Origin of the sequence: Haloprofundus salinisoli, assembly GCF_020097815.1 — an archaeon.
Lineage (GTDB): Archaea > Halobacteriota > Halobacteria > Halobacteriales > Haloferacaceae > Haloprofundus > Haloprofundus salinisoli.
This window is the reverse complement of sequence record NZ_CP083663.1, coordinates 2482128-2494590: the sequence shown is the minus strand read 5'-3', so window position 1 is coordinate 2494590 and position 12463 is coordinate 2482128. Positions and strand designations below refer to the sequence as shown.

Sequence of the window (12463 nt, the reverse complement as noted above, 5' to 3'; positions counted from 1 at the left end):
TCGGCGTACCGCTCAGGAGCTGTCGGAGAACCGTTCTCGCTCCTCGGCGACGACCGACTCTCCCGCGCCGTAGCGGTCGACGAGCGGTCGAAACGCCGCTCCGAGCGCCCGCATGCACTGACCCGTCGAGACGTAGTCGAGTTCGTCGGCGACAGTGCCCCAGGACCGAGCCTGGAGCGCTTTCCGAACGAGCAGGCGTTCCTCGCGGGGCGAGAGGTCCGCACCCCCGTCGACGAGGTGTGCCAGCGCGAGCCGCCGGAACGCCTCGGGGGCGGCGACGTAGAGACCGGGGCCGTACGACGCACCGACGACGACGCGCCACTCGTGCGCCGAGAACGTCGGGTCGGGTCCCGCGTCGGTCGCTCGCAGCGTCGCCCGGACGACGTCGGCGTCGGCGTCTCCGAGCGGGTCCGAGAGAACGCCGATCGCGCGCTCGCGGAACCACCGCGAGTGTCGCTCGGCGAGCGCGCGGCCGGACTCCGACAGCGGGTTCAGCATGACCGCCGAGTACTCGCCGCTGGTGTCGTTTCGCGTCGTCGAGAGGTGGACCGTCCGATAGCCGTTTTCGCGCCAGAAGGAGAGTAACTCGGGCGTCGCGCCGTAGCCAACGCCGAGCCAGTCGACCCGTTCTCCGAACTCGTCTCGCACCTCGGCGAGCAGCCGAGAGCCGAGTCCGCGAGACCGAGCGGCGTGGTGGGTCGCGATGCGGAGCACGCGGTAGCCGACCGGCACTGCCGCCCCCTCGTCTCGGAGTTGACTCGTCAGCACGTCGGGAATCATGTTCCCCGCGACGCGCTGACCCTCGTACATCCGCCGCCGCGTCGAGTCGGAGAGCCCACCCTCGCGCGCCAACAGCGCGACGGAGACGACGCGCCCGTCGTGCAGCAGCGCCCGGACCGAGAGGTTCGGCGCGTCGAGTATCCGGGCGAGGTCGTTCGGCTCGGTGCGGTAGTGCGCGAGCACGAGCAGGCCGAACAGCTCTCGAAGGAGGTGCTCGTCGGCGAGCAGGTCGTCGGCGTCGAACGCGCGGTACTCGACCGAGTCGGGCGTCGCATCTTCGACGAGTTGGTCGACCGGCGGGCGCGCGTCGAGCAACAGCGCCCGAAACGCCCAGATTTCGAGCGGGTCGCCCGGCGCGTAGCGAATCGGCTCCGCGAGCGTCCCGTTCGAAACCTCGGACTCGCTCTCGTCGAGTCGGTCGCGGAACCGAACGGAGAACCCTCGACCCGCGCCCTCGTAGCCGCGTACGGTCGTAAAGAAGCCGACCGCGGCCGCGTCGAGAAAGTTCGAGAGCAGGCGAACCGGAAGCGCCGCCGCCTCGTCGACGAGTACCACGTCGGGGCTGTCTGCGTCCTCTCCTCCGCCGAGTACCTCGGCGGCGTCGACGGGGGCGGCGAACCGAACCCGGCCCCCGGTCGTGGTCTCGACGCGGTTCTCCCCGCTCCGGTCCCCGTCGTCGGCGCGGCAGTCGAGCGCGTCGACGACTGCGGCGGCACGAACGAACACCTCGCGGGCGCTCCGGAACGCCGGCGCGGTGACGAGTACGTCTTTACCCGCTGCGGCGAGCGCACCCGCGGCGATACCCGCGGCACTCGACTTGCCGCGTCCGCGGTCGGCTTCGACGACGACGGCGTGGCCTGGGTCGCGGAGTACCTCGAGCGCGCGGACAGTTTCCGCCTGGTCGCCGGTGAGACACGCGTCGTACACCGCCTCGGGAAACGTCGCGTTCGCCGGTCTGACCGGTGAGTCGTGGGGGCGAGCGGGCCACGGGTCCGTGAGACCGTCGCGCTCTACGGTCCCGGAATCGACGTCGACGACCGCGACGCCCGGATGTTCCGAGAGCGTCCCGACGAGTCGCCGCCTGAACCGAACTCCCACGTCGTCGGCGTCGAACGGCGGCACCGAGAGGTGGTCGTCGAACCACTCGCGGCGGTCGGGCCACTCGTCGAGCGGCGGCGTCAGGAGCACGAGCAGGCCGCCGCCGTCGACCGCGCCGACGACCTGCCCGAGCGCGTTCGGCGAGAACTTCTCGTGAGCGTCGAGCACGACCGCCTTCCGCGTCCGGCCGAGGAGGTTCGACGCGTGGGTCGGCGCGTAACGCTCGAAGCGAAAGCCCTCGCGCGAGGTGACGATGGTCACGTCGTCGTCGGGGATACCGGCGGCGTCGAGCGCGGTGTAGGCGGCGTCGATGCCGGCGTCGCGGTCGCCGGCGAGCACGAGCAGTCGGCGTTCGTTCGCACGCTCGGCCTCGTCGCGGAGGCGGTCGGCGAGGGCGGCCACGTCCATCGTCCGTACTGGTCGCTTCCGGGTAATGGTGATTTCGTCTATGCGGCGGTGGTTTAGACCGATTCGTCACCGCACCGTTTCTGTCAAATCAATTGCTCTCTCGCTTCTGAAAATCGCCATGCGCCGGCGTACCACGCCCTGTACGCTTTGAAAGCGCTTTTATGGGGCGCTCCGTTACAGATGTGTACAACCTGTTCGAGGTTGATGATGCCCCACGCCATCAGGGACCGACCATCTGGTGTGGGGCGCGAGCCTACGAACAGGGAGGTGAACAACCAATGCCAGTTTACGTCGATTACGAAGTCCCGGCCGACCTCGCCGAGCGCGCTCTCGAAGCGCTCGAGGTCGCCCGAGACACCGGAACGGTAAAGAAGGGAACCAACGAGACGACCAAAGCAATCGAGCGCGGTAACGCCGACCTCGTGTACGTCGCCGAAGACGTCTCCCCCGAGGAGATCGTCATGCACCTGCCCGACCTCGCCGAGGAGAAGGGCATCGCCTACATCTTCGTCGAGACGCAGGACGACATCGGCCACGCGGCCGGTCTCGAAGTCGGCAGCGCCGCTGCCGCCATCGTCGACGCCGGCGAGGCCGACGAGGACGTCGAAGACATCGCCTCGAAGGTCGAGGACCTGCAGTAAGCGACCATGAGCGCAGAAGAGAGTACCAACGACTCGACCTCGGCTGAGGTCATCGAGATCGTTGGCAAGACCGGGATGCACGGCGAGGCCATGCAGGTCAAATGCCGCATCCGCGAAGGCTCGAACCAGGGCCGCATCATCACGCGCAACGTGTTGGGTCCCGTCCGAGAGGGCGACGTGCTCCAGCTCCGCGAGACCCAGCGTGACGCGGACTCCATCGGAGGCCAGTAAGCCAATGCCACAGAACCGAGACTGCGACTACTGCGGCGCGAACATCGAACCCGGAACGGGCACGATGTTCGTCCGCACCGACGGAACCGTCATCCACTACTGCTCCTCGAAGTGCGAGAAGAACGCCGACCTCGGCCGCGAATCTCGCGACCTCGAGTGGACCGAAGCGGGCGGTGCGCCGACGGGAGGCTCCGAGTAATGAGCCACCACAACGAGCGCACGTTCGTGATGGTCAAGCCCGACGGCGTCCAGCGCGGCCTCATCGGCGACATCGTCTCCCGATTCGAAGACCGCGGTCTGAAACTCGCCGCGGCGAAGTTCATGCAGATCGACGAGGACCTCGCCCACGAGCACTACGGCGAGCACGAGGGCAAGCCGTTCTTCGACGGCCTCGTCGAGTTCATCACCTCCGGACCCGTCTTCGCGATGGTCTGGGAGGGCGCGGACGCGACCCGTCAGGTCCGCCGCATGATGGGCGAGACCGACCCCGCCGACTCCGCGCCGGGCACCATCCGGGGCGACTTCGGTCTCGACCTCGGCCGGAACGTCATCCACGGCTCCGACCACGAGGACGAGGGCGCGAACGAGCGCGAAATCAGCCTGTTCTTCGACGACGAGGAACTGCTCGACTACGAGCGCGTCGACGAGCAGTGGCTCTACGAAGACGAAGACCACTAATCTCCGCGTTTTCTCTCGCTTTCCGACCGGCGAGCGACTGCCGCGCTCTCTTCGTTTCTATTCGATGCTGTCCGTCTCGGGCACCTGAGTCTCCAGCATACGAGAGGTTTCAATCGCGGCGCGCAAAGCGATATGCGCACGGCCATCTTCTCTCAGCCTGAATCGGCGGCACCTCACCGCCGCCGGAAGGTCAGCCATGGTCGATATCTCACAACTGTTCGTCCTCTTCGCGATACTCCTGCTCGTCGTTATCGTCGGCTACCTCTTCGTGGTCCTGACCGGCGCGCTGCTGCTCGCGCGGGTCGCGAGCGCACTCACCGCGAGAACGGCCACGGTCGTCCCCGACGAACGAACGCTCGGCGACGTGGAGCGTCACCTCGAATCGCTCGCGCTCGAACGCTACGTCGACGCCGGCGTCGTCCGCGCCGTCGAACCGGAACGACGCCGGCCCGGACGCGGTCCGGCGGCGTACGCCAGAGACCCCGTCGACGGCGTCCGCATCGACGTAGCGATACCGACGCCCCGCTGTCCCGTCGTCAGCGAGTGGTTCCCGCTTCCGGAACGACTCGACGGACGCTCGCGACTCGAAGCGGTCCTCCGGGGATACGACGTCCCCCCGGGGGACCTCTCGGCGTTCCTGGGAACCGAGGTCCCCGTGAGAAAAGGCGCGAGCGGCGAGTGGGTCGTCGACTGGGAGCCGACGCCCCCGGAGTTCGGCGCGCGGACGTTCGTCCGCGAGGGCGTCCGATGGGTCGTCACCCGCCACGAGCGACGCCGGGAATCGAACCGCTGAGTGTCCGCGACCACTCCGTCGGCGACCTGTTTCGCCCGCCGCGACGTTACGACTCCAGCGGACGCTCGGTGCCGCGAACGCTGTCGACGAGGACGTCGCCGCCGTCGCGCTCGGCGAGCCAGAACAGTTTGTAGGCGTCGACGGCGCGTTCGAACTCGATGTCGGGCGCGCGAGTGAGCGAGAACTTGCGGAGCGTCCACTTGAACGCGGCCTCGCGCGCCTTCTCGTCGCAGTCGGACGGGCCGAGTTCCGAGGGGAGCACGAGGACGTCGGCCACCGTCCGGGTCTCCACCTCGGGGAACTCGTCGGCGCGGAGCGCCACCCGCCGCGAGCGGTCGACGCTCGCGGTCACCGTCGCGATTCGGTCGCCGAGGAGGGGTCGCGCCATCGTGACGCGCGCCTCGTAGACGCGGTACGGGTAAGCGACGGCACCGACCCGCCCGTCCGACTCGACCGATGTCCTGGAGATCGCCGGCGCGACGACCGGCAGGTCGACGCGCTCGCGTCGCCCGTCGAGAGGGCCGTCCTGCTTCGCCGTCCCTTCGTCCCCTCCCCCGGCGACGGGGTCGTCCGGCGCGGCCGCGACGTCGACCATCTCACGCCTCCCGACTCTCGTCGGCCGCACCGTCGCCGTCGCGCCAGTACTCCGACGCGGCGACGTGCGCACGGATGTTGTCGGCTTCGGTGACGGCTTTCGGCCGGTCGCGGCCGCCGTCGGTCACGTAGTCGGGCGTCCCGCCGCGCTGGCGCTCGGAGACGACCGCCGACAGCGGTTTCTCGAACACGTCGAAGTCGTCCTCGACGCCCTCGGGCGGTCGAGTGAGAAGCGAGACGACGACCAGCGTGAGCGACGAGAGGACGAACGCCGGGAACAGCCCGTAGACGCCGACGAGACCGTAGAGGAACTCCGAGGACTCCGAGGGCATCGCGTTCAGCATCCCGAGGATGGTCGACAGCTGTGTCCAGGTGACCATCGTCACCGTCCCAACGACCATGCTGGCGACGGAGCCCTCGGCGGTGACGCGCTTCCACCACAGCGCGGCGATGACCGTCGGCCCGATGGCCGCGCCCAACCCGCCCCACGCGTAGTCGAGTACGAGCGTGTAGATGGGCGTCCCGGAGGCGGCGAACGCGAACGCGACGCTCGCGCCGCCGAGCACGAAGGTGACGACGCGGGAGTACCGAACCAGCTGCTCCTCGGTGGCGTCCTCGTTGAAGAAGCCGTGGTAGACGTCCTCGACGACGGCGCTGGTCGCGACGAGCAGCTGGGAGTCGGCGCTCGACATCATCGCCGCGAGCGCGGCCGCGAGGACGATGCCGGCGACGACGCCGGGCAGGAGTTCGAGCGTGAGCCGCGGCATCGCATTGTCGATGTCGGCGACGCCGCCCTGTCCGAAGACGGCGAGCGCGTAGAGGCCGACCAGCGCCGCGCCGATGTAGGCGACGAACATGAACAGCTGCGCGACGAGTGCCGCGGTCCGGACGTTCTTCACGCGGTCGATACCCATGAACCGCACCATGATGTGCGGGTTGCCGGGGACGCCCAGCCCGATGGCGGCATAGCTGATGATGCCGAACAGCGCCGCCCAGCCGGTCAGCCCGGCGGTGATGCTGGTGTACGACGAGCCCGCGGTCTCGGCGACCGCCTCGAACGGGAGCCCGTAGTTGACGAACGCGATGGCCGGGAGGATGATGAACGCGATGAGGATGATAGCGCCCTGGAAGTAGTCGGACCACGCGACGGCGAAGTAGCCGCCGAGGAACGTGTAGCCGATGACGATGACGCCGCCGACGAGGATGCCGACGACGGTGTCGACGCCGGTGAGCACCTCCAACAGCGTCCCGGCGGCGACGATCTGCGCGCCGACGTAACCGCCCTCGAACAGCATGAGGACGACCGAGGAGACGCCCTTGACCATCCCGGTGTCGTCGCCGAGGCGGTACTCGAAGAACGTCGGTAGCGTGACCGCGCGGACGATCTCGGTGTACTTGCGGAGTCGCTTCGCGATACCGGCCCACGCGAACAGGTCGGCCGGAATCATCCCCAGCCCGTTAAAGAAGGCCATGATGCCGGTCGAGTAGGCGTCGCCGGGAACGCCCAGCGTGAGCCACCCGCTCATCTCGGAGGCGCGCTCCGAAAAGCCCGTGACGACGGGGCCGATGCGGCGACCGCCGATGACGTAGTCACCGACGGTGTCCATGAACCGGGAGGAGTACAGACCGATGCCGATCAGTATCAGCAGATACGCCGCGAACGTGACGAGCACCCACGTGCCCGCCGTCCCCGCGATGCCGTCCGCCTGCAGGACGGTCGCGACGCCGCCTGCCGGCGAGAACGCCCCGACTGCGCCGTCAGCTCGCACGGTTGCCCTCCGACTCGTACTGTTCGCGGAGCCGTTTCTCCCGCCGCCCTTCGAGGACGTAGTAGCCCACTAACATCACGAAGAACACGACGAACGGCCCGACTAAGCCGACCCAATCGAGTGTACTCATTGCTAGCATACCGAGCGTGTTGTTCGACGAGGAACAAAAGCTTACGTGGTCGTTCACCTCCTCGGCGCAGCGGACCCGAACCGCCGCGTTCGCCGCTTCGTCGCGCGTTCGTTCCTCCGTTGCACGCTCGCGACGAACGTTTTTCTCACTGCTCGTGGCACCAAACTCGCATGACGCTCAGCGCGCGCAACCGACTCTCGGGGACCATCGAGTCCCTCGAAATCGGCGAGAGCACCGCGGAAGTACAGCTCGAACTGAACGACGGACAGACGGTGGCGGCGGTCATCACTGCGAACTCCGCCGAGCGCCTCGACCTCACGGAGGGCGAGTCCGTCGACGCCGTCGTGAAAGCGACCGACGTGATGATAGACGCCTAACCGCGCGTCGACGGCTCAGTCGGCCGTCGGCACGGGCGCGTCGATATCGATTTCGCCCGCGTCGAGTTCCCTCTCGACTTCGCGGGCGGCGGTGACCATGTTCTCCATCTTGCCGTAGGCGATCTCGCGCGGCAGCAGTTTGAGACCGCAGTCCGGCGAGATGGTGAGCTTCTCCGGCGGGACGACCCTCAGCCCCTGCTTGATGTTCTCCTTTATCTCCTCGATGGGTTCGACTTCGGCGGTGTGGGCGTCGACGACGCCGAGCGCGAGGTCCGGCTCGAAGTCGGGTTCGGTGAACACGTCGATCTGCTCGTAGCCGCCGTTGCAGAGTTCGACGTCGAACTCGTCGATGGGGTAGTCGTTGAGTTCGGGGTAGATGCGCGAGTAGTCGCCGTAGCAGACGTGCAGGCCGATTCGGACTTCCTCGGGGATGCCGTCGGCGATGCGTTCGAGGCACTCGCCGACGATGGCGTGGTCGTCGGGCGTCGTCGCCAGCGCGGGTTCGTCTATCTGGACGTAGCGCGCGCCCGCTTCGACGAGTTTCTCGATTTCGAGGTTGACGAGGTCCGCGAGGTCGTAGGCGAGTTCTTCTTCGTTTTCGTACGCCTCGTTGAACGACCAGTTCGCCAGCGTGTACGGACCCGTGATGGGGACTTTGACCGGTCGAGAGGCGACGTCGCGGGTGAACTCGAACTCGTCGACCAACCACGGTTCGTCGTACTCGACCTCGTCGGCGACGCTCGGCTTGTCGAAGTAGTTGTGACCCCACACCTTGACGGGGCCGTTGAACTCGTAACCGTCGATGCGGTGCGCGAAGAACTCGACCATCTCGTTGCGGCGCATCTCGCCGTCGACGACGGTGTCGAGGCCGGCGCGTTCGTGTTCGTGGGTGATGACCTCCGAGGCGTCGTCGTACGCCTCCGCGAGGTTGTCGGCGTCGAAGCGCGCCTCCTCGTTCTCGGCGAGGTCCTTTGCGCGGTTGAGCCACTTCGGCTTCGGATAGCTGCCGACCACCGTCGTCAGGAGGAAGTGGTCGTTCTCGTGACTCTCCGGGCGGAACTGGGCTCTGTTGTCGGCGTCTCGGCTCATGCTCGCACCTCCGTCTCCTCGCCGCGAGCGAGAGCGACGCCCTCGGCCAAGGCGGCGAGTTTCTCTTGGTACTTGTTCACCGGCAGGTAGAACAGTTCGGTGTTGCTCGTCGCGTAGACGGTGTCGAACTCCTGTGCGGGAATCTGCTCTTGCACCCACTCGATGCGGTCGCGGACGGTCCCGGGCGACTCGACGAGCGTGTTCTGGCCGTCGACGAGGCCGAGCGCCACGCTCTCTTTCGTGCCGTACTCGTTGACGTTGTAGAGCGTCCGCGAGCGGTCGCCCGCCACCACGTCGAAGCCGATGGCGTCGACGTCGGCGTCCATCAGGTGCGCATAGACTTTCTCCTCCAGCGCGCCCCAGTAGCTGTGGACGACGACGTCGGCGTCCGTCGCCGCCGCCACCGTATCGATGGCCTCGCTCGCTCGCGCGTCGAGGTCGTCACCGGGCGCGTTCTCGACGAGCGACGGTTCGAGGAGAAACAGCGTCTCGTGCTCGGGGAACGCCTCGACCTCACCGGCGAGGAACTCGCCGACCGCGTCCAGGAACTCCGCGTCGTCGCCGTAGTGCTCGTCGGTAGCGAGGTCGGCCAGCGAGTACGGCCCCGGGAGGACGGCCTGCAGCGCGTCGTCGCCGCCGAGCAGTTCGCTCGCCGACTCCAGTTCCGCCGCCACGTCGCCGGAGAAGTCGAGCTCGCCGGCGACCTGCGGGTCGCGGTAGAAGTTGTTGTTGTCGTAGTAGCGGACGATGCCGCCCGTCTCGACGTTGTCGTGGACGGTCAACGGGTGCGCGAGGTTGTCGTCCCAGCGAAGTTGCCCCTCGACGATCCGGTCGAGGTTCGCGCCCTGCTGGTCGGCGACGACTTCTTCGCGCGTCTGCTCGTACGCGTCGACGATTTCGGGCCCCTCGTCGCCGCTTATGAGGTCGCCTTTCTGGTGGCCTTTCAACTCCGAGAGCCGCTGCTTCGCCCAGTCGGGCAACGGATGCAGCCCCGGCGTCGTGGCTACGAGTTCGGTCATCACTCCTGGCTAAGAAATGCCGACGCTTAATATTTGCTAATGGGGAAAATGCTCATGAGTTATATCTGGGCTTCCAAGCGCGAGTCAGTCGGTAAGTCGAAGAATCGACAGCGTCTCGAACGGGTACGACTCCTCGACGACCGGTTCGACTTCGAACCCGCGGTTCTCGGCGCGCTGAACCACCTCGTCGTAGCCCGAGAGACTGCTCACGAGAAGTAGCGCCTGTCCACCGTCGGCGAGCACGCGGCCGACGCCGTCGACGAACGGGTCGATGAGTTCTCGGCCGGACTCGCCGCCTGACAGCGCGACTTCCATCCAGTCGCCCCACTCGTTGTCGGGGTCGGTCGGCAGATACGGCGGATTGAAAAGCACTGTGTCGAACGCGCCGTCGGCGAACGGCGAGAAGAGGTCCGCGCGGGCGACGTCGAACCCCTCCCCGCCCGCCGCTCGCAGGTCCTCCGACCTCGCTTTCGCCTGCCGGCAGGCGTGGGGGTTGAGGTCGGAGGCGACGACGTCGGCGTCGGTTTCGGCGGCGACTTTCGCGGCAATCCACCCCGATCCGGTGCCGACTTCGAGCGTTCGTCCGCGGGCGTGTTCGACCGCGGCTTTCGCAAGCAGACCGGAGTCTTCGGCCGGTTGGTAGACGCGCGTTTCGACGCCGCGGCGGTCGGCCAGCGAGTCGCGGGTCGCCGTCTCCGGTTTACCCTTCTCGTCGCCGCTCATCGGCTCTCATCCTCGCTGTTCTCTCGCTGTCCACCGCTCTCGCCGCCGTCGGTGCTGGCGTTCGCCCGCACCGAACGCGACTCGCCGGCGAGTTCGAAGCCGCCCGCCGGCCCCCGGCCCATCAGTTCGCGCACCGGGAACGGGATGTTGATGTCCTCCTCCTCGTAACCGGATTTTACCGCCGAGATGACCGCCGTTCGGGTGCGCCACTTCCGACGAGCGCTGGGGTTGTCTATCCAGGCGCGGACGCCGAGGATGATCCCCGACTCGCCGAACTCCTTGAACACGACCTGCGGCGACGGGACCGACAGGACGTCGTCGAGGTCTTTTACGGCTTCGAGCGCGACCTCGGCGGCGTAGTCGGCGTCCGCGTCGTAGTCGATGCCGACGTCGACTTCGATGCGGAGTCGGCCCTTTCGGGTACGATTGACGATGGCTTTCGCGCTCACGTCGTCGTTCGGAATCATCACGTACTCGCCGTCGAACGTCTGGAGTCGGGTCGACACGATGGAGACGTGAGTGACGATCCCCTCGTTGTCGCCGATTTCGATCCAGTCGCCGATCTCGAACGGGCGCGAGAACATCAACACGAACCCCGCCAGCACCGACCCGAGCGTCTGTCGCGCGGCCATACCGACGACGATACCGAGAAAACCGGCCCCGACCAGCAGGTTGCCGACGTTCTCGGTAAGCAGGCCGATGACGACGAGACCGACGAGCGAGTAGATGCTGACCTGCGTCAGTCGGTAGATGAGTTCGCGCTGGTGTTCGGTGATGTCGCTCGAACCCGCGAACCGTTGGATGAGGCGGCCGATGAACCCGGTGAGCGCGTACGCCGCGCCGATGAGGATGAACGCGAGTGCGACCTTCGGAATCTGGGTGGTGAGGTCGAGATCGCCGTACGCGTTGTTCAACTCGTTCGTCAGCCCCCACGTTCCGATGAGGATGACGATGCCGAGTGTCGAGACGAGCGCGATGACTCCGGAGACCAGAAGCTCCGAGACGTCCCACCCGTGATTGTCGGCCCACCCGTGTGCGCCGCGTCTGAACGCCAACAGGGAGACGGAGATGACGACGGTGACGAGAACCTGTGCCTCGGGGTACGGTTCGGCGTTCGCCAGCCACGGAATCAGCCCGCGCCATCCGGGTTTCTCGACCTGTAGGAGCCAGACGCTATCCATCGCCACCCCCGCGGAACTCGGACGCGATGGCGGCCAGTTCGGCGAACTCCTTCGGCGTCACCTTCCCGGCGCGCTTTCGCAGCAGTTCCTCGGGCGCGGCGTCGACGACGGCGTCTGGGTCCGAAAGTCCCGAGATGTGCGCCGTGTTTCGGATACCGTTTCGGACCGTCTTCCGTCGCTGCGTGAAGATGGCCTTCACGAAGTCTAAGAAGAACTGCTCGTCGTCGACCTCGTAGTCGGGGTCGCGCGGGGTCAGGCGGACGATGGCGCTGTCGACGGCCGGCGGCGGCGAGAACGCCGTCGGCGGCACGGGTTCGACGAGTTCGGCCTCGGCGTAGTGCTGGGTGCTCACCGAGAGGCGGCCGTACTCGGCGGTTCCGGGGTCGGCGACCATCCGGTCGGCGAACTCCCTCTGGAACATCAGTACCATCGCACGCTTCTTCGGCAGCAGTCGGAACGTAATCTCGCTGGAGACGCCGTACGGGAGGTTCGCCACACAGGCGGTGAACTCGGGGAGGTCGACGTCGAGCGCGTCTCCCTCGACGACTGTCAGCGTCCCCGCCTCGATTTCGCCGCGGAACTCCCGTTCGAGAAACGCAGCGAACGTCGGGTCGCGTTCCACGACGGTCACGCGGTCGGCGACGGCCAACAGGCGGTCGGTCAGCGCGCCCGGACCACCGCCGATTTCGAGGACGTGACTCGTGTCGGCTCCGTCGGGGAGGTAGCCGGGGATGCGGTCGAGCACGCGGTCGTCGACCAGAAAGTGTTGGTCGTGGTCGGGGTCGCCGCGAGCGCCGGCGCGTCGAATCAGGGCGTCCGGGTTGCGTCGCTCCGAGCTGTGGGACTGTCCGTCCGACCCAGTCATTGAGCGGAGTTCACGCCGGACGTGGGTAAAGTTCCCGTTCCGATTCGCGGTCGCTCGCTTCGTGGCACCGCTCGGCGAGAGAGGCCG

Annotated in this window: 15 protein-coding genes; 6 read left to right on the top strand and 9 right to left on the bottom strand. The window is 67.3% G+C overall.

Annotated features, from left to right (window positions below):
* Window positions 1-12: 12 nt before the first annotated feature.
* Window positions 13-2286 carry a tRNA(Met) cytidine acetyltransferase TmcA gene (tmcA, locus tag LAQ73_RS13220; protein ID WP_224268742.1) on the bottom strand — a complete coding sequence of 758 codons (2274 nt, stop codon included), beginning with the start codon at window positions 2284-2286 and terminating at the stop codon, window positions 13-15.
* Between the two features lie 278 nt (window positions 2287-2564).
* On the opposite strand from tmcA, the gene rpl7ae reads away from it, so the two are divergent.
* The 5 genes from rpl7ae to LAQ73_RS13195 all read left to right on the top strand — a co-directional run bounded on the left by rpl7ae (window position 2565) and on the right by LAQ73_RS13195 (window position 4629).
* Window positions 2565-2927 (top strand): 50S ribosomal protein L7Ae, encoded by a 363-nt coding sequence (gene rpl7ae, locus LAQ73_RS13215; RefSeq protein WP_224268741.1) that lies wholly within the window; start codon window positions 2565-2567, stop codon window positions 2925-2927.
* 6 nt (window positions 2928-2933) lie between these two features.
* Entirely contained in the window at window positions 2934-3158 is a 225-nt protein-coding gene (locus tag LAQ73_RS13210; RefSeq protein ID WP_058582947.1) for a 30S ribosomal protein S28e, read from the top strand.
* Window positions 3159-3162: 4 nt separating this feature from the next.
* Window positions 3163-3357, top strand: coding sequence for a 50S ribosomal protein L24e (locus LAQ73_RS13205; RefSeq protein WP_224268740.1), 195 nt, complete (start codon window positions 3163-3165; stop codon window positions 3355-3357).
* Window positions 3357-3836: a nucleoside-diphosphate kinase gene (gene ndk / locus LAQ73_RS13200; RefSeq protein WP_224268739.1), complete on the top strand. Its 480-nt coding sequence runs from the start codon at window positions 3357-3359 to the stop codon at window positions 3834-3836. The genes LAQ73_RS13205 and ndk overlap by 1 nt, the downstream gene beginning before the upstream one ends.
* A 196-nt stretch (window positions 3837-4032) precedes the next feature.
* Window positions 4033-4629: a hypothetical protein gene (locus LAQ73_RS13195; protein ID WP_224268738.1), complete on the top strand. Its 597-nt coding sequence runs from the start codon at window positions 4033-4035 to the stop codon at window positions 4627-4629.
* A 46-nt stretch (window positions 4630-4675) separates the two neighbouring features.
* On the opposite strand, the gene LAQ73_RS13190 is transcribed toward LAQ73_RS13195, so the two are convergent.
* From LAQ73_RS13190 to LAQ73_RS13180, 3 genes are all read right to left on the bottom strand, one after another.
* Window positions 4676-5224, bottom strand: coding sequence for a hypothetical protein (locus LAQ73_RS13190; RefSeq protein WP_224268737.1), 549 nt, complete (start codon window positions 5222-5224; stop codon window positions 4676-4678).
* Between the two features lies 1 nt (window position 5225).
* Window positions 5226-6830: a sodium/proline symporter gene (locus tag LAQ73_RS13185; RefSeq protein WP_425601132.1), complete on the bottom strand. Its 1605-nt coding sequence runs from the start codon at window positions 6828-6830 to the stop codon at window positions 5226-5228.
* Window positions 6831-6981: 151 nt separating this feature from the next.
* Entirely contained in the window at window positions 6982-7131 is a 150-nt protein-coding gene (locus LAQ73_RS13180) for a hypothetical protein (RefSeq protein ID WP_224268735.1), read from the bottom strand.
* Between the two features lie 161 nt (window positions 7132-7292).
* Between LAQ73_RS13180 and LAQ73_RS13175 the strand changes: the two genes are divergently transcribed.
* Window positions 7293-7499, top strand: coding sequence for a TOBE domain-containing protein (locus LAQ73_RS13175; protein ID WP_224268734.1), 207 nt, complete (start codon window positions 7293-7295; stop codon window positions 7497-7499).
* A gap of 15 nt (window positions 7500-7514) precedes the next feature.
* On the opposite strand, the gene LAQ73_RS13170 is transcribed toward LAQ73_RS13175, so the two are convergent.
* The 5 genes from LAQ73_RS13170 to LAQ73_RS13150 form a co-directional block, all read right to left on the bottom strand.
* Window positions 7515-8588, bottom strand: coding sequence for a methionine synthase (locus tag LAQ73_RS13170; RefSeq protein WP_224268733.1), 1074 nt, complete (start codon window positions 8586-8588; stop codon window positions 7515-7517).
* Window positions 8585-9607: a 5-methyltetrahydropteroyltriglutamate--homocysteine methyltransferase gene (locus LAQ73_RS13165; RefSeq protein ID WP_224268732.1), complete on the bottom strand. Its 1023-nt coding sequence runs from the start codon at window positions 9605-9607 to the stop codon at window positions 8585-8587. The genes LAQ73_RS13170 and LAQ73_RS13165 overlap by 4 nt, the downstream gene beginning before the upstream one ends.
* An 84-nt stretch (window positions 9608-9691) precedes the next feature.
* On the bottom strand, window positions 9692-10330 hold the full coding sequence (locus LAQ73_RS13160) for a HemK2/MTQ2 family protein methyltransferase (protein ID WP_224268731.1): 639 nt from the start codon (window positions 10328-10330) through the stop codon (window positions 9692-9694).
* Window positions 10327-11511 (bottom strand): mechanosensitive ion channel family protein, encoded by a 1185-nt coding sequence (locus tag LAQ73_RS13155; RefSeq protein WP_224268730.1) that lies wholly within the window; start codon window positions 11509-11511, stop codon window positions 10327-10329. The genes LAQ73_RS13160 and LAQ73_RS13155 overlap by 4 nt, the downstream gene beginning before the upstream one ends.
* Window positions 11504-12376, bottom strand: coding sequence for a 16S ribosomal RNA methyltransferase A (locus LAQ73_RS13150; RefSeq protein WP_224268729.1), 873 nt, complete (start codon window positions 12374-12376; stop codon window positions 11504-11506). Before LAQ73_RS13150 ends, LAQ73_RS13155 begins: the two co-directional genes overlap by 8 nt.
* Window positions 12377-12463: the final 87 nt, after the last annotated feature.